General features: G+C 72.0%; 15 protein-coding genes. 3 read left to right on the top strand and 12 right to left on the bottom strand.

Annotated elements, in window-relative coordinates; all coding sequences use genetic code 11:
* Positions 1 to 2: 2 nt before the first annotated feature.
* The 3 genes from ACXYMW_RS10150 to ACXYMW_RS10140 all read right to left on the bottom strand — a co-directional run bounded on the left by ACXYMW_RS10150 (position 3) and on the right by ACXYMW_RS10140 (position 3,654).
* Positions 3 to 911: an ABC transporter permease subunit gene (locus ACXYMW_RS10150; protein ID WP_459035202.1), complete on the bottom strand. Its 909-nt coding sequence runs from the start codon at positions 909 to 911 to the stop codon at positions 3 to 5.
* Positions 912 to 914: 3 nt separating this feature from the next.
* Positions 915 to 1,922: an ABC transporter permease subunit gene (locus ACXYMW_RS10145; RefSeq protein ID WP_459035201.1), complete on the bottom strand. Its 1,008-nt coding sequence runs from the start codon at positions 1,920 to 1,922 to the stop codon at positions 915 to 917.
* A 181-nt stretch (positions 1,923 to 2,103) separates the two neighbouring features.
* Positions 2,104 to 3,654 (bottom strand): ABC transporter substrate-binding protein, encoded by a 1,551-nt coding sequence (locus ACXYMW_RS10140; RefSeq protein WP_459035226.1) that lies wholly within the window; start codon positions 3,652 to 3,654, stop codon positions 2,104 to 2,106.
* A gap of 303 nt (positions 3,655 to 3,957) precedes the next feature.
* On the opposite strand from ACXYMW_RS10140, the gene ACXYMW_RS10135 reads away from it, so the two are divergent.
* Together ACXYMW_RS10135 and ACXYMW_RS10130 are read left to right on the top strand one after the other, a co-directional pair.
* The gene (locus tag ACXYMW_RS10135; protein ID WP_459035200.1) at positions 3,958 to 4,710 is read left to right on the top strand and encodes an SDR family NAD(P)-dependent oxidoreductase; all 753 of its coding nucleotides are present in this window, start codon (positions 3,958 to 3,960) and stop codon (positions 4,708 to 4,710) included.
* Positions 4,711 to 4,909: 199 nt separating this feature from the next.
* The gene (locus ACXYMW_RS10130; protein ID WP_459035199.1) at positions 4,910 to 5,761 is read left to right on the top strand and encodes an extracellular catalytic domain type 1 short-chain-length polyhydroxyalkanoate depolymerase; all 852 of its coding nucleotides are present in this window, start codon (positions 4,910 to 4,912) and stop codon (positions 5,759 to 5,761) included.
* Between the two features lie 4 nt (positions 5,762 to 5,765).
* On the opposite strand, the gene ACXYMW_RS10125 is transcribed toward ACXYMW_RS10130, so the two are convergent.
* The 5 genes from ACXYMW_RS10125 to ACXYMW_RS10105 form a co-directional block, all read right to left on the bottom strand.
* Positions 5,766 to 6,839, bottom strand: a complete 1,074-nt coding sequence (locus tag ACXYMW_RS10125; RefSeq protein WP_459035198.1) for a HesA/MoeB/ThiF family protein — start codon at positions 6,837 to 6,839, stop codon at positions 5,766 to 5,768.
* 1 nt (position 6,840) lies between these two features.
* Complete coding sequence (dut, locus tag ACXYMW_RS10120; RefSeq protein ID WP_459035197.1) at positions 6,841 to 7,302, bottom strand: dUTP diphosphatase; 462 nt, start codon at positions 7,300 to 7,302, stop codon at positions 6,841 to 6,843.
* Positions 7,299 to 8,519, bottom strand: coding sequence for a bifunctional phosphopantothenoylcysteine decarboxylase/phosphopantothenate--cysteine ligase CoaBC (coaBC, locus tag ACXYMW_RS10115; RefSeq protein ID WP_459035196.1), 1,221 nt, complete (start codon positions 8,517 to 8,519; stop codon positions 7,299 to 7,301). Before coaBC ends, dut begins: the two co-directional genes overlap by 4 nt.
* 81 nt (positions 8,520 to 8,600) lie before the next feature.
* Complete coding sequence (locus ACXYMW_RS10110) at positions 8,601 to 9,401, bottom strand: ChaN family lipoprotein (protein WP_459035195.1); 801 nt, start codon at positions 9,399 to 9,401, stop codon at positions 8,601 to 8,603.
* Positions 9,398 to 10,276: an RNA polymerase factor sigma-32 gene (locus ACXYMW_RS10105; protein ID WP_459035194.1), complete on the bottom strand. Its 879-nt coding sequence runs from the start codon at positions 10,274 to 10,276 to the stop codon at positions 9,398 to 9,400. The genes ACXYMW_RS10110 and ACXYMW_RS10105 overlap by 4 nt, the downstream gene beginning before the upstream one ends.
* 262 nt (positions 10,277 to 10,538) lie before the next feature.
* Between ACXYMW_RS10105 and ACXYMW_RS10100 the strand changes: the two genes are divergently transcribed.
* Positions 10,539 to 12,053 (top strand): YifB family Mg chelatase-like AAA ATPase, encoded by a 1,515-nt coding sequence (locus ACXYMW_RS10100; RefSeq protein ID WP_459035193.1) that lies wholly within the window; start codon positions 10,539 to 10,541, stop codon positions 12,051 to 12,053.
* On the opposite strand, the gene ACXYMW_RS10095 is transcribed toward ACXYMW_RS10100, so the two are convergent.
* The 4 genes from ACXYMW_RS10095 to rsmI form a co-directional block, all read right to left on the bottom strand.
* A complete protein-coding gene (locus ACXYMW_RS10095; RefSeq protein ID WP_459035192.1) occupies positions 12,023 to 12,919 on the bottom strand; it encodes an alpha/beta hydrolase in 897 nt (298 codons plus the stop codon). The two genes, ACXYMW_RS10100 and ACXYMW_RS10095, sit on opposite strands and share 31 nt — an antisense overlap.
* Before the next feature lie 22 nt (positions 12,920 to 12,941).
* A complete protein-coding gene (gshB, locus tag ACXYMW_RS10090) occupies positions 12,942 to 13,877 on the bottom strand; it encodes a glutathione synthase (RefSeq protein WP_459035191.1) in 936 nt (311 codons plus the stop codon).
* Positions 13,878 to 14,411: 534 nt separating this feature from the next.
* A complete protein-coding gene (locus ACXYMW_RS10085; RefSeq protein WP_459035190.1) occupies positions 14,412 to 14,786 on the bottom strand; it encodes a YraN family protein in 375 nt (124 codons plus the stop codon).
* A partial coding sequence (rsmI, locus tag ACXYMW_RS10080) for a 16S rRNA (cytidine(1402)-2'-O)-methyltransferase (RefSeq protein ID WP_459035189.1) occupies positions 14,773 to 15,336 on the bottom strand: 564 nt, incomplete at its 5' end. The genes ACXYMW_RS10085 and rsmI, both read right to left, overlap by 14 nt.

The following is a 15,336-nucleotide window of genomic DNA, read 5'->3' as shown; positions in this document are numbered from 1 at the left end:
GATCAGCTCCGCTTCAGCTTGGGATCGAGCGCGTCGCGCAGACCGTCGCCCATGAGATTGATCGCCAGCACCGTGGCGAGGATGCAGAGGCCCGGGAAGGTCACCACCCACCAGGCGCGCAGGATGAATTCGCGCGCCTCGGCCAGCATGGTGCCCCATTCGGGGGTCGGCGGCTGCGCCCCCATGCCGAGGAAGCCCAAAGCCGCGGCGTCGAGCACCGCCGTCGAGAAGGACAGCGCGGCCTGCACGATGATCGGCGCGAGGCAATTGGGCAGCACCGTCTTGAACATGATCCGCAGCCGCCCGGCCCCGGCGACGCGGGCCGCGGTGACGTAGTCGCGGGTCCGCTCGGAGAGCACCGCGGCACGGGTCAGGCGGACGAAATGCGGCTGCAGAACGACGGCGATGGCGATCATCGCGTTGATCAGCGACGGCCCGAGGATCGCCACCAGCACCAGCGCGAGCAGCAGCGACGGGAAGGACAGCACGATGTCCATGACCCGCATGATCAGCGTGTCGGCCCATTTCGGCGCGAAGCCCGAAATCACCCCGACGATGACGCCGAAGAACGACGCGATGCCGACCACCACGACGCCGATGAAGAACGAGAAGCGGGCGCCGTGGATCAGCCGCGACAGCATGTCCCGGCCCAGCGGATCGGTGCCGAGGGGAAATTCCCAGGAGCCGCCGGCCTCCCAGACCGGGGGCTGCAGCAGGTGGTCGCGGAACTGCGCGTTGGGAGCGTAGGGCGCCAGCAGCGGCGCGAAGATCGCGACCAGCAGGAAGGCCAGAAAGATCACCAGGCCGAACACCGCGCCGCGGTTCTCGGCGAAGGAGTGCCAGAAATCGTGCAGCCGGCTGGGCGGCGTCTGGACGAGGCGGCGGGCGGAGGCGGAGCTTGCGTCGGACATCGGTCAGCCCTTGCGGATTTTCGGGTTGATCAGGCCGTAGAGGACATCGACCGTCAGGTTCACCACCATCACGATGACGGCGATCAGGAGAAGACCGCCCTGCACCGCCTGGTAGTCGCGGCGGAAGATCGAATCGACCATCCACTTGCCGATGCCGGGCCAGGAAAAGATCGTCTCGGTCAGGATGGCGCCGGCCAGCAGCGTGCCGACCGACAGGCCGATCACCGTGACCACCGGGATCATCGCGTTCCTCAGCGCGTGCAACCCGTTGACCCGGAGCGGCGCCAGGCCCTTGGCGCGGGCGGTGCGGACGTAATCCTCGCCCAGGACCTCGAGCATGGCGGAGCGGGTCTGCCGGGCGATCACCGCGAGCGGGATCGTCGCCAGCACGATGGTCGGCAGGATCAGGTGCGACACGGCGGAGCGGAAGGCCCCCTTCTCGCCCGAGATCAGGCTGTCGATCAGCATGAAGCCGGTCGGCGTGTCGAAGAAGTACATCAGCGAGATGCGGCCCGAGACCGGCGTCCAGCCGAGCCCCGAGGAGAACACGATGATCAGCAGCAGCGCCCACCAGAAGATCGGCATCGAATAGCCTACCAGCGCCGTGGTCATCAGCGCCTGGTCGAAGAACTTGCCGCGGTTCACCGCGGCGATGACGCCGGCCGGGATGCCCAGCAGCACCGCCAGCAGGATGGCGCAGACCGCCAGTTCCAGCGTCGCCGGGAACAGCGCCATGAATTCGTCGAGCACCGGGCGCTTGGTCACGAACGAGGTGCCGAGATCGCCCTGGAAGACGCCCGCGAGGTAGTCGAGATACTGCTTCCAAAGCGGCTGGTCGAAGCCGAACTGCGCCGCCAGCTCGTCGTAGCGTTCGGCGCTCACGCCGCGTTCGCCCGCAAGCAGCGCGATCGGGTCGCCGGGCAGCAGGCGGATGAACATGAAGGACACGATGGTGACGCCCAGAAAGGTGGGCACGAAGGTCGCCAGGCGTGACAGCACGAAGCGTAGCATCGGCCGGAACTCCTCGGATCGCGGTGCGCACGCATGGCATCGCCGGGACACTCTGCCCCGTCAGCCGCGATGCGTCTGCATGAAAGTAATCGGAAGGGCGGGAGGGGGCGGTCAGGGAACGCGGCGCCCCCCCCCCCCCCCCCAGCGGCCGGCGCCCCGCAGGCGCCGGCCTCCCGTCAGGTCATTCGGCCAGTTCGACACCGTAGAAGATGTGACCGCCGAACGGGTCGATCTTGAAGTTCTTCACTTCCGGGCGGACCGGCTTGAAGACCACCGAATGGGCGATCGTGGCCCAGGGCGCCTGCTCCTTGAAGATGACCTGCGCCTCTTCGTAGAGCTTGGTGCGCTCCTCCTGGTCGGAGGTCACCTTGGCCTTCTGGACCAGTTCGTCGAAGGGCTCGTGGCACCACTGGGCCCGGTTCGAGCCGCCGACCGCGTCGCAGCCCAGAAGCACGGCGAGGAAGTTGTCCGGATCGCCGTTGTCGCCGGTCCAGCCGAGCAGCACCGCGCCGTCGCGGTCCTCGGCCTTCGAGCGCTCGAGATACTCGCCCCACTCGTAGGAGACGATCTCGGCCTCGACGCCGACCTGGGCGAAATCCTCCTGGATCAGCTCGGCCATGCGGCGGGCATTGGGGTTGTAGGGCCGCTGCACCGGCATCGCCCAGATCTTCATCGACAGGTCGGTGACCCCGGCCTCCTCGAGCATCTGCTTGGCGGCTTCCGGATCGTAGGGATCGTCCTCGACGGAGTCGTTGTAGGACCACATGGTCGGCGGGATCGGGTTGGTCGCCGCCTTGCCGGCGCCCTGGAACACCACGTCGATGATCGCCTGCTTGTCGATCGCCATGTTGAGCGCCTTGCGCACCTTGGGATCGTCGAACGGCTCCATCTTGGTGTTGTAGCCGAGATAACCGACGTTCAGGCCCTCCTGCTCCATCAGCTCGACATTCTCGTCGCCGCGCATGGCTTCGAGATCGGCCGGGTTGGGATAGGGCATGACATGGCATTCGCCGGCCTGCAGCTTCTGGTAGCGCACGCTGGCATCCGGGGTGATCGCGAAGACCAGGTTCTGGATCGGCGCGGCGCCGCGGAAGTAGTCCTCATGCGCGGCAAAGCGGATCACCGCGTCCTTCTGGTAGCCCACGAACTCGAACGGGCCGGTGCCCACCGGCTGCTGGTTCAGCATCTCCGGCGTGCCGGCTTCCATCATCTGGTCGGCGTATTCCTTCGACAGGATGGAGGCGAAATCCATCGCCATGTTGGCGATGAACGGCGCTTCCGGCCGGGTCAGGTTGAAGCGCACCGTGTAGTCGTCGACCTTCTCGATGCTCTCGATCAGGTCGGGCATCGACATGGCGTTGAAGTATTCCCAGGTCCCGCCCGAGACGGAATGGTAGGGATGCTCGGCATCGCGCTGGCGCTCGAAGGTGAAGATCACGTCATCGGCGTTGAAGTCGCGGGTCGGGCTGAAGAAGTCGGTCTCCTGCCACTTCACGCCCTCGCGCAGCTTGAAGGTGACGGTCGTGCCGTCTTCGCTGACCTCCCAGCTCTCGGCCAGGCCGGGAACGGTCTCGGTGGTGCCGCGCTCGAACTCGACGAGGCGGTTGTAGACGTTCTTCGACGAGGCGTCGAAGGTCGTGCCGGAGGTGTAGAGCGCCGGGTCGAAGCCCTCGGGCGAGCCTTCCGAGCAATAGACGAGCGTCTGCGCCGAAACGGCGCCGCCCAGAAGCATCGCGGCAGCCGAGACGGCGAACGCGAGACGGTGATTGGCCATGTGACTGGACCTCCCATGTGACTTTTCGCGGCGCCGATCATTGGTCTTCTGCCGGCGCCGGGTGGCGCGGAGTCTGCACCTGCCAGCATAACCGATGCAAACCGGACGCCGCGTAAATTCCGCAGGGCCGGGCTTGCGAAATTCCCTTGAGGGTTGAAAGATTCGAACCCGGGACCGGACCCGGACGAAACATTGCCGCGCCGGCCCGGTTCGGGCATCACGGCCGGGCCGATCATCCCCACGCAGCGAAGGAGACCGCCCATGACCGACCGAAAGATCGCCCTCGTCACCGGGGCCGCACGGGGAATCGGGCTGGCCTGCGCGCGCGCCCTGGCCCAGGGCGGCGCCCGCCTGGTGCTGGTCGACATCGATGCCGAAGGGGTGCGGCAAGCGGCGCGGGATCTGGGCGGCGATGCCGTGGCGGAGGTCTGCGACATGGGCGACCCGGCCGCCATCGCGGCGCTCTTCGACCGGGTGGAGGAGCAGGTCGGACCGGTCTCCATCCTCGTCAACAATGCCGGGATCGCCCGTCCGGCCGACTTTCTCGAGATGCCGGTGGAGGCGTTCCGGCAGGTGCTCGACGTCAACCTCGTCGGGCCCTTCGTGGCCACCCAGCGCGCCGCGCGCACGATGGTGGCCCACGGCATCGCCGGCGCCATCGTCAACATGTCCTCGATCAATGCCGAAGTGGCGATCCCCGCCATCGCCTCCTACTGCGCCTCCAAGGGCGGGCTGCGGCAGCTGACCAAGGCGGCGGCGCTGGCGCTGGCGCCGCACGGCATCCGCGTCAACGCCGTGGGCCCCGGTTCGATCGACACCGAGATGATGGCCGGGGTGAACGCCGATCCCGCGGCCATGGCGCGGGTGCTGTCCCGCACCCCGCTGGGCCGCGTCGGCCGGGCCGAGGAGATCGGCCGCATCGTGGCCTTCCTGGCCGGCGACGATGCCAGCTACATCACCGGAGAGACGATCTACGCCGATGGCGGCCGGCTCGGCCTGAACTACACCTGCTGATCCTGCGGGCCGGTCCTCGGGCCTGCCGCGGCGGAAGGCATGGCGGCGGGAACAGCCGCCGGGAAACCGCGTTTCTGCAATGCAGCAATTCGGCGCCGCCGATTGTGCGCTTGCAGAAACGTCCCGCCCCGGGCGGGCCCTGGAGTTCCGCGCCCATGACACCGTTGCCCGTCCAGACCCCGGCCCCGCGGGGGACCCCGTGATCGCGCTGCGCGGCCTGCCGCAGCGCGGCCCCCGCTCCGCCGCCGGCACGCTCTTTGCCTGCGAGGCGGGAACCCGGGCCTACCGGCTGCACCTGCCCCGGGGGCGCTCGGTGCGCGGCCTGATGGTGATGCTGCACGGCTGCACCCAGACCGCCGAGGGCTTCGCCGCGCTGACCGGGATGTCCGAGCGCGCCGGGGCGCATGGCCTGGCCGTGCTCTATCCCGAGCAGGACGACCGCGCCAACCTGCTGCGCTGCTGGAACTGGTTCCGGCCGCGCCACCAGATGCGCGGCACCGGCGAGCCGGCCATCCTGGCCGAGATGATCGCCGTCACGGCGTATGAACTGGGCCTGCCCGACGGCCGCATCGCGCTGGCCGGCTTCTCCGCCGGCGCCGCCATGGCGATGGTGCTGCGCCGCACCTATCCCGAGCTGTTCGCCGGCATCGCGGTGCATTCCGGCGTCGCCACCGGCACCGCCGCCGACGGTCCCGCGGCCCGGCGCGCCATGCGCGGCCAGTTCGACGCGCCGCTGCCCGCCCTGCCGCCGATCCGCCCGGTCCCGCCGCCGGTCCTCGTGCTGCAGGGCGGCGCCGACGACGTGGTGCACGCCGACAATGCCGCCCGCATCGCCGAGGAGATCGGCCGCGATCCCGGCGCCGGGGCCGGATGCCGGCTGGTCCGCGCCGAGGCCGGCGCGCATCACTGGTTCGGCGGCGCCGGGGAGAGCGCCAGCGGCATCGACGCGACAGCCGAGATCCTGGCCTTTGCGCGGCGCGCCATGGCGGCCCGGACGGGGATCCTCGGGCGCCTCACCGAGGTTGCGACCGGGCGCCTGCCGGCGGCCTGATCTTTCAGGTTCCGCCGGAGGCGACGCGCGCCGCCCCGCCGCAGGTCGGGCAATCGGCGCGCGGCCGCAGCGCGATCTTGCGGGTCTCGCCCCAGAGCGCGTCGTAGATCAGCATCTCGCCGCGCAGCGGCTGGCCAGCGCCGGTCACGAGTTTCACCGCCTCCACCGCCATCATCGCGCCGATCACCCCGGGCAGCGGTCCCAGCACCCCGGCCTCGGCGCAGGACGGCGCCAAGCCCGGGGCCGGCGCCTCGGGGAAGATGCAGCGGTAGCAGGGCGCGCCGCGGGCCGGATCGAAGACCGAGATCTGCCCCTCCCACTGGCTGAGCGCGCCCGAGATCAGCGGCTTGCCCTGGGCCACCGCGGTGGCATTGGCGAGGTAGCGCGTGGCGAAATTGTCGGTGCCGTCGAGGATCAGGTCGTACTCGGCGAAGAGCGCATCGGCGATCTCCTCGGTCAGCCTTCGGTGATAGGGGCGCACCGCAACATGCGGGTTCTGCGCCAGCATCGCCTGCTCGGCCGAGAACACCTTGGGCATGCCGATATCGGCGTCGCGGTGGATCACCTGGCGCTGCAGGTTGGCATTCTCGACGGCATCGTCGTCGATCACCCCGATGGTGCCGATCCCCGCCGCGGCGAGGTATTGCAAAGCCGGCGCCCCCAGCCCCCCGGCCCCGATCACCAGCACCCGGGCCTTGCGCAGCGCCTTCTGGCCGGGGCCTCCGATCTCGCGCAGCACGATGTGGCGGGCATAGCGGTCAAGCTCGGCCGCGCCGAAGGCGCCGGGCCGCGCGGGCGCCGGCGCGTCGCGGGCCTCGCGGGCCTCGGCCTGCCGGCGCAGCCGGCGCAGCCCGGCGCGGTAGGCCAGCACCAGCGCCACCGCACCCGCGAGGATCAGCCAGGGCGCCGCCGCGCCCCCGGTGGCCGCGCGCAGGGGATGGCCGGCGGGCAGGACCAGGTGCAGCGCCAGCACCGCCAGGAAGAGCAGGCCCAGCATGTAGCCGCGGGCAGCGCGCGGCACCTTCAGGACGGCGCCAAGCCCCCAGAGGAGCGCAGCCAGGGCCAGAACCAGCGCCACCTTAGGCCGCCCCGGTGGAGCCGAACCCGCCGGCGCCGCGCGGCGTCGCGTCCAGCGTCTCGACGCTCGCGAAGCGGGCCTGCACCACCGGTGCCACGACGAGCTGCGCGATGCGGTCGCCATGGCCGATCGTGTAGGGCTCGGCGCCGGCATTCAGCACGATCACCCCGAGCGGGCCGCGGTAATCGGCGTCGATCGTGCCGGGGGCGTTGGGCAGGGTCAGGCCGTGCTTGAGCGCGAGGCCCGAGCGCGGGCGGATCTGCGCCTCGAAGCCCGCGGGCAGCGCCAGCCGCAGCCCGGTCGGGACCAGCGCGCGGCCGCCGGGCGCGAGCGTCAGGCTGCCGCGATCGGGCAGGTTGGCGCGCAGATCGGCGCCCGCCGCCCCCGCGGTCTCGTAGCTGGGCGGCCCGAAGCTGCGGTCGGCACCGTCCTCCCAGACGAAGCTCACCTCGACACCGCTCATGCGCCCGCCTCCCGGTCTGCAGCGGCCAGCGCCTCGGCCACCCGGTCGGCGAGCCGGGCCGCCACCGCGTCCTTGCCGGCGCGCGGCCAGTCCTCGGCCCCATCCTGGGAGATCAGGGTCACGGCGTTCTCGCTGCCGCCCATGATGCCGGTGGCGGGGCGCACGTCGTTGGCGAGGATCCAGTCGCAGCCCTTGCGGGCGCGCTTCTCGGTGGCGTGGCGGATCACGTCATCGGTCTCGGCCGCGAAGCCCACGACGAGGCGCGGACGGCCCTCGGCAAGGCGCGACACCTCGGCGAGAATGTCGGGATTCTCGGCGAAGGACAGATCCGGCAGGGCGCCGCCGGCGGTCTTCTTGAGCTTCGAGGCGGAGCGGCCCTCGACGCGCCAATCGGCCACCGCGGCGGCGAAGATCGCGGCATCGGCGGGCAGCGCCTCGAGCACCGCGGCGCGCATCTCCTCGGCGGTCTCCACCGCCACCACCTGCACGCCGGCCGGCGGCGGCACCTTGGCCGGACCGGTGACGAAGACCACCTCGGCGCCGCGCGCCGCCAGCGCCGCGCCGATGGCGCTGCCCTGCGCGCCCGAGGAGCGGTTGGCGATGTAGCGCACCGGGTCGATGGGCTCATGCGTGGGCCCCGAGGTTATGACGATGCGGCGCCCCGTCAGGGTGCCAGCGCCCAGCGCCCCGCGGATCGCCCGCAGGATGGTCTCCGGCTCGGCCAGCCGGCCGGGGCCGAACTCGCCGCAGGCCATGCTGCCGTCCTCGGGGCCGACGAAGCCGATCCCGTCGCCCTCCAGCACCGCGCGGTTGCGGCGGGTCGCGGCGTGGGTCCACATCCGCACGTTCATCGCCGGGGCCAGCAGCACCGGCGTGTCGGTCGCCAGCAGCAGCGTCGAGGCAAGGTCGTCGGCCCGGCCCTGCGCCATCCGCGCCATCAGGTCGGCGGTGGCCGGCGCCACCACGACGAGGTCGGCGGCGCGGCTGAGCTGGATGTGCCCCATCTCGGCCTCGGCGGTCAGGTCGAAGAGGTCGCGATGCACCGCCTCCCCGGCCAGCGCCGAGACCGAGAGCGGGGTCACGAATTCCTCCGCCGCGCGGGTCATCACCGGGCTCACCGCGGCGCCGGCCTCGCGCAGCCGCCGGATCAGGTCCAGCACCTTGTAGGCGGCGATGCCGCCGCCGATGATCAGAAGGATCCGCTTGCCCGCCAGCATGACGTTCCCACCCCCGCATCAAATCGCGCGGAGCCTAGGCGCAGCGCCCGGGGAGGACAAGGCGGCGCGGGCCGGCTGCGCTCAGCGGAAGGCGTCGCAGGGATCGCCGCGCGCCACCGGCGCCGCGGTTTCCACCCGGTCGAAGCCGCCCGCGGGGGCGCCGCCGCCGGCCTCGCCCTGGCCCAGCGCGAAGACCCGGACCTCGGGGGCGACCCGCGCGATGTAGGCCGGCGCGCCGCGATCCGTCCGGGCATGGCCGCTGCCGGTGATCACCGCCACCGGCCCGCCATGGCGGCGAAAGGCCTCGAGCGCGGCGCGCGCGATCACCGCGTCGCGCAGGCGCTGCACCGCCACCATGCCGGGCAGCGCAGTTTCGGGCAGAGCGCCGCAATGCGCGGCGTCCTGCTCGGCCTCGCGCGCGGCCTGCTCCGCTGCGGGCAGCGGCGCGTCGAGCCCGTAGGCCGCGGCCTCTTCCGCGGTACCGAAGGCCGCGGCGACGCCGCGCTCGAGCGCTGCCCGCGCCGCCTCGCGCGGCACCCCGGCGCCCTCATGCTCTGCCTGAGAAGCGGCGATGAAGATATCGTGATACATGGAGAAATCCGGCCATCCGGACTCCTCCCATTCGAGCGCCTCGGCCATCGCCACCGGGTCGTAGACCAGACCCTGGGTGATCCGCTCGGCCTGTTCCGGGGTCAGCATTTCGTAGATCACGGCCCGCGGGTTCAGCTCCCGCACGATCTCGGCCTGGCGGGCGTGATGGCCGGGATTGTCGTGGATCTCGCCCAAAAACACGATATCGGCCCCCGACCATTCTGCGGCGGGGGCCTGCGCGGCAACGCCGGCCATCAGCAGGCCGGCGGCGATGAGGGGGCGGAGCGTCACGACAGGAAGGCGTGCACCTCGCGGGACTGGGCCTCCAGCGCCTTGCGCATCTTGGCAAAGGCCGCGGCCTCGAGCTGGCGCACCCGCTCCTTGGACAGACCCAGCTCGTTGCCGAGGCTCTCCAGCGTGCGGGCGTCGTCGCGGAGCTTGCGCTCCCGGACGATGAAGCGCTCGCGGTCGTTGAGGTTGTTCAGCGCGTTCAGCAGCCAGGCCCGCAGGCGTTCGGTGTCGTGGCTGTTCTCGACCAGCTCCGCGGCTTGCGCGGCGTCGTCCTCCAGCGCATCGATCCATTCGCGCCCTTCCTCGTCTACCGACTGGGTGGCGTTGAGGGAATAGTCAGAGCCCGAAAGCCGGCCCTCCATCATCTCGACATCGTGCAGCGGCACGCCGATCTCGGTCGAGATGAGCTGCCGCAGCTGGTGCCGGTCCAGCGTCTCGCCGCTCGCCGCGGCCTCCCGCTCGAGCCGGGCTTGGACGCGGCGCATGTTGAAGAACAGGGACTTCTGGGACGACGTTGACCCGGTGCGCACCATCGACCAGTTGCGCATCACGTAATCCTGGATCGACGCCTTGATCCACCACACGGCATAGGTCGAGAAGCGGACACCGCGGTCCGGATCGAACTTGTCGGCGGCCTTCATCAGACCCAGCCCGGCCTCCTGAATCAGATCGTTCATGGGAGCGCCGTAGCGCTTGAACTTGGCGGCCATGGAGATGGCGAGGCGCATATAGGCGGTGATGAGACGGTGCAGCGCGGCTTCGTCGCGTTCGTCGCGCCAGGCATAGGCGAGCCGCAATTCGGTTTCCGCATCCAGCAATTCGGCCTTCATGGCGCGGCGGGAAAGGGTCTGATCGTTAAAGGAATCCAATGCCATCGTCGCTCCCCAGGGTCAGGTCCGCGGGGTGCCCGGAAGGGTCGGCCCGTCGCACCTCGTATGAAGCGCAAACGCGACGAGCGGACGCTTGGTTGCAAAAAAGTTGCGCGAAACCTCGACTTTCTTTCGATATGCCATAGTGCGGACCGCTGCTCGGCAATGGAAATCCGCCGCGCATGGCGGGCTTAGCGGCCGTCGGTGAAGCGTTAACCGGACGGTAACCCCGGGCGCCCACCATCCCCGGTCGAAGTGGAGCGGGGCGATGGTCGCACGGACCTACACGGTCGCATTCGTGGGCGTCGAGGCGCGGCTCGTCGAGGTGCAATGCGCGGTCCTGCCGGGCCTGCCGGCCTTCTCCATAGTTGGCTTGCCGGACAAGGCGGTGTCGGAGGCGCGCGACCGGGTGCGCACGGCGCTGGCCGGGCTGTCGATCGCCCTGCCCTCGAAGCGCATCACCATCAACCTGTCGCCCGCCGACCTGCCCAAGGAGGGGTCGCATTTCGACCTGCCGATCGCGCTCGGCCTGCTGACCGCGCTGGAGATCCTCCCCGCCGACGCCGCCGAGGGCGTGGTGGCCCTGGGCGAGTTGGCGCTCGACGGCACGCTGCGCCCGGTGCCCGGCGCCCTGCCCGCAGCGCTCGCGGCGGCAGAGACCGAGCGCAGCCTGCTGTGCGCCCGCGCCTCCGGAGCCGAGGCCGCCTGGGTCGAGGCCTGCGCGGTGATCGGCGCCGCCTCGCTGCTCGAGGTGGTGCGCCATTTCAGCGGCCAGAGCGTGCTCGCCCCCTGCCGCCCCGGCGAGGTCACGGCGCCGGAATTCGGACCGGACCTGGCCGATGTGCGCGGCCAGGAACGCGCCAAGCGGGCGCTCGAGATCGCCGCGGCCGGGCGCCACCACCTGCTTTTCGTGGGCACGCCGGGATCGGGCAAGTCGATGCTGGCGGCGCGCATGCCGGGCATCCTGCCGCCGCTCTCGCCGGCCGAGGCGCTGGAGACCTCGATGATCCATTCGCTGGCCGGGCTGCTCGATGCCGGCGGCATCTCGCGCCGGCGCCCGTTCCGCGATCCGCACCACACCGCCAGCCCGGCGGCGATCATCGGCGGCGGGCGCAATGCCCGCCCGGGCGAGATCAGCCTGGCCCATAACGGCGTGCTGTTTCTCGACGAGCTGCCGGAATTCCCGCGCGGCGTGCTCGACACGCTGCGCCAGCCGGTCGAGACCGGCACGGTCATGGTGGCCCGCGCCCATGCCCACAGCCGCTATCCCTGCCGCTTCCAGCTGGTGGCGGCGGCCAATCCCTGCCGCTGCGGCCAGCTGCCCGACGCCGCCCGTGCCTGCCCGCGTGCCCCGGCCTGCGGCGAGGAATATCTCGGCCGGGTCTCGGGGCCGCTGATGGACCGCTTCGACCTGCGCATCGAGGTGCCGCCGGTGGCCTATGCCGGTCTCGACGCGCCGGCCACCGGCGATGCCAGCGCCGCGGTGGCGGCGCGGGTGGCGGCGGCGCGCGCGCGCCAGGGCGAGCGCTATGCCGACCGCGACGGCGTGCGCACCAATGCCGATGCCGAGGGCTCGCTGCTCGACGCGGTGGCGGCGCTCGACGCCGAGGCGCGGACGCTGCTGCGCCGCGCCGCGGAGCGGTTCGGGCTCTCGGCGCGCGGCTATCACCGGGTCATGCGGGTCGCCCGCACCATCGCCGATCTCGACGCCAGCGGCCCGGTGACCCGGCCGCACCTGGCCGAGGCGCTGAGCTACCGGCTGTTCTCGGCGAAGGAGGCCTGACAGAAGGCGGCGGCGCGTTCGAGGCTGGCGCGGGCCTCGGGCAGCATGCCGTCGAGCAGGTGCCAGACATGCGGCACGTCGGGCAGCGCCTCCTCGGTCACCCGGGCGCCGAAGCCGCGCAGGCGCTCGGCCATGCGGCGGGAATCGTCGCGCAGGATCTCCGCCTCGCCGTATTGCAGCAGCACCGGCGGGCAGCCGGGAAACTCGGCATAGAGCGGCGAGGCGCGGGGATCGTCGCGCGCCGCCTCGCCGAGATAGAGCGCCACCACCTCGGCCATGCGCCCCGCCGGCAGCAGCGCGTCGCGGGCGCGGTTCTCGGTCAGGCTGGCGCCGGTCATCGCCAGATCGGTCCACGGCGAGAAGGCGAAGGCGGCGCGCGGCGGCGTGCCGCGCCCGCAGAGATGCGCCAAGAGCGCCAGCGCCAACCCGCCGCCGGCCGAATCCCCGCCCAGGATGATGTCGTGCGGGCGGTAGCCGAGCCGGCGCAGCGTCCGCCAGGCCGCCACCGCGTCATCGAAGGCGGCGGGAAAGGGATGCGCCGGGGCCAGCCGGTAATCGGGCGCGCAGATCTCGAGCTCCGCGAGCAGCGACAGCCGGCCCAAGGGCCCCTCGTAGCCCGCGGCGCTGCCGGCGACATAGCCGCCGCCGTGGAAATACAGGATCGCGGCGCGCGGCCGGGTCTCTCCCGCGGCGATCCAGGACAGCCCGTCGCGGCCGCGGCTGCGGCGCAGGAAGGGCGGCCGGCGCAGCAGATGCGTCGCCATGTGGGCGTCGGCGGCGAAGGCGTCGGGCCGCGTGATCCGCGCCAGCAGCGGCTTGACCAGCAGCCGCATCGGCCAGGCCAGGAGCCGCGCCTGCCAGCTCACCGCCGCGCCCGCGCCGCGCCGGTCACGGCCGCCGCGCCTCGATCGCCTCCCAGATCCGCGCCGCGACGTTGATGCCGTCGAAGCGCTCGAGCTCCTGGATGCCGGTGGGCGAGGTCACGTTGATCTCGGTCAGCCAGTCGCCGATCACGTCGATGCCGACGAAGATCTGGCCCTTCTCCTTGAGGATCGGGCCGATCGTGGCGCAGATCTCGCGGTCGCGCTCGGTCAGGCCGACCTTCTCCGGGCGGCCGCCGACATGCATGTTGGAGCGCACCTCGCCCTCGGCCGGGACCCGGTTGATGGCGCCGACCGGCTCGCCGTCGACCAGGATGATGCGCTTGTCGCCCTTGGTCACCGCCGGGATGAACTTCTGCGCGATCAGCGGCTCGCGCGAGAAGCCGGTGAACATCTCGTGCAGGGACGACAGGTTGCGGTCCTCGGCATGCAGCTTGAAGATGCCCGCCCCGCCATTGCCGTAGAGCGGCTTCAGGATGATGTCGCCGTGGCGCGCGCGGAACGCCTTCAGCGTCGCCAGGTCGCGGGCGATGGTGGTCGGCGGGGTGAGCTCGGGGAAGTTCAGGACCAGGAGCTTCTCGGGCGAGTTGCGCACCCAGAACGGGTCGTTGACCACCAGCGTGTGCGGGCCCAGCCGCTCCAGCAGATGCGTCGTCGTGATGTAGTGCATGTCGAAGGGCGGGTCCTGGCGCAGCCAGACGACGTCGAACTCGGCGAGGTCGACGGCGCGCATCTCGCCCAGCTCGGCATGGGCGCCGCGCTGGCGGGCGACCCGCAGATCCTGGCCGCGCGCGGTGATCCGGCCCTCCTCGAAGGCGAGGCGATCGGGGGTGTAGTAGAACAGCTCGTGGCCGCGCGCCTGCGCCTCCTCGGCGATCCGGAAGGTGCTGTCGGCGTCGATGTCGATGGGCCCGATCGGGTCCATCTGAAAGGCGATCTTCATGGCGGTCTCCGCATCTGTCCTTGCCGGACAGATGGCGCATGCCGGCGGCCGAGGCAATGGCCGCGCGCCTGGCGGGGGCGCGGGCGGAGGCGGCGCGACCGTCCCCAACCCCTGGGCCACGCCGCGGCAACCGCCGCAACCTGCGGGCCGGGCGGCGAGTGGCGGGCGGCGGACGGCGTCGCCGGGCGGCCCAGCGCGGGCGGCGACGCGCCCCCGGCCGCCGGGCCGGCGCGACGGGTTTCCGCCCGCGCGGGGGCGGTTCTTCGGGATCCCGGTTGCACCGGCGCGCCGCGCCCGGGGATCCGCTCGTCGGTCGCCTCGCGCACCAGCTCGGGCACGGGGTTGCACCGGCGCGCCGCGCCCAGGGCTCCGCTATCTATCGGCGCCGGTCTCCGCTCGTGCGGGCGGCCTGTCACGGGCCGCAGTCTCCGCCCGCGCGGGCGGCCTCTCACGGGGCCGCGGCACGGCGCGCGGCGCGCGCCGGCCGGCACCGCCGCCGGCCGGCGTCGGTTCCCGCCGCGGCAGCCGCACGCCTCAGAGGCCGAAGGCGTTCTCCACCAGCCGGACCGCGCCCTGCCCGTCCACCAGCGCGGCGTCGAAGCGCGCCGGGGTCAGCGCGCCGCGGGGCATTCCGGCGAGGTATTCCGCCGCCGCGGCGCCGAGCCGGCGCATCTGCCGGTCGCTCAGCCGCTCGGCGGCGCGGGCGAAACTGGCGGCGCGCTTGACCTCGACGAAGATCAGCCCGTCGCCGTCGCTTACCACGAGGTCGATCTCGCCGCCGGCGCCGCGCCAGCGCCGCGCCGCGACCGGGTGGCCGCGGCGGGCATATTCCGCCGCCACCGCTGCCTCGGCGGCCCGGCCGGAAAGCTCGGCGCGGCCGCCGGCCTCGACCCGTTCAGCCCTCAGCATCGTCCCTGACCCGCATCGCCATCTGGTAGACCGGGCGCCGCGCCACCCCGAAGCTGCGCGACACGTGATCTGCGGCGTCGCGCACCGACATTTCGGCTAGCGCCGCGCGCAGGGCCGATTCGAGCACGTCTTCGCTAACATCCTCTGAACGGCCGCGGCCGATCAGCACCACGATCTCGCCCTTGGGCGCGGCGCTCTCGTACTGCGCGGCGAGCTCGGCGAGGCTGCCGCGGCGCACCTCCTCGAAACGCTTGGTGAGCTCGCGGCAGACCGCCGCCGGGCGCTCGGGGCCCAGCGCCTCGGCCGCAGCGGCCAGCATCGCCGCCAGCCGTCGGGGCGATTCGTAGAAGATCAGCGTCGCCGGGATCGCGGCCAGCTCGGACAGCGCGCTGGCGCGTTGGCCCCGGGCATTGGGCAGGAAACCGGCGAAGAAGAAGCGCTCCGCCGGCAGGCCCGAGAGGGTCAGCGCGGTGACCGCGGCCGAGGCGCCGGGCGCCGCGGTCACCGCATGCCCCGCCTCCTGAGCCGCCCGCGCCAAGTCGAAGCCCGG

This window comes from Roseivivax sp. CAU 1761 (genome assembly GCF_054482755.1).
Note: the sequence above shows the minus strand (reverse complement) of the source record. Positions and strands in the feature narration are given on the sequence as shown.

Coding starts and splice junctions, on each gene's coding strand:
- ACXYMW_RS10100 (WP_459035193.1), top strand. CDS start 10,539: ATGGTCGCACGGACCTACACGGTCGCATTCGTGGGCGTCGAGGCGCGG.
- gshB (WP_459035191.1), bottom strand. CDS start 13,877: ATGAAGATCGCCTTTCAGATGGACCCGATCGGGCCCATCGACATCGAC.
- ACXYMW_RS10105 (WP_459035194.1), bottom strand. CDS start 10,276: ATGGCATTGGATTCCTTTAACGATCAGACCCTTTCCCGCCGCGCCATG.
- ACXYMW_RS10140 (WP_459035226.1), bottom strand. CDS start 3,654: ATGCTTCTGGGCGGCGCCGTTTCGGCGCAGACGCTCGTCTATTGCTCG.
- ACXYMW_RS10085 (WP_459035190.1), bottom strand. CDS start 14,786: ATGCTGAGGGCTGAACGGGTCGAGGCCGGCGGCCGCGCCGAGCTTTCC.
- coaBC (WP_459035196.1), bottom strand. CDS start 8,519: ATGCTGGCGGGCAAGCGGATCCTTCTGATCATCGGCGGCGGCATCGCC.
- dut (WP_459035197.1), bottom strand. CDS start 7,302: ATGAGCGGTGTCGAGGTGAGCTTCGTCTGGGAGGACGGTGCCGACCGC.
- ACXYMW_RS10145 (WP_459035201.1), bottom strand. CDS start 1,922: ATGCTACGCTTCGTGCTGTCACGCCTGGCGACCTTCGTGCCCACCTTT.
- ACXYMW_RS10150 (WP_459035202.1), bottom strand. CDS start 911: ATGTCCGACGCAAGCTCCGCCTCCGCCCGCCGCCTCGTCCAGACGCCG.
- ACXYMW_RS10135 (WP_459035200.1), top strand. CDS start 3,958: ATGACCGACCGAAAGATCGCCCTCGTCACCGGGGCCGCACGGGGAATC.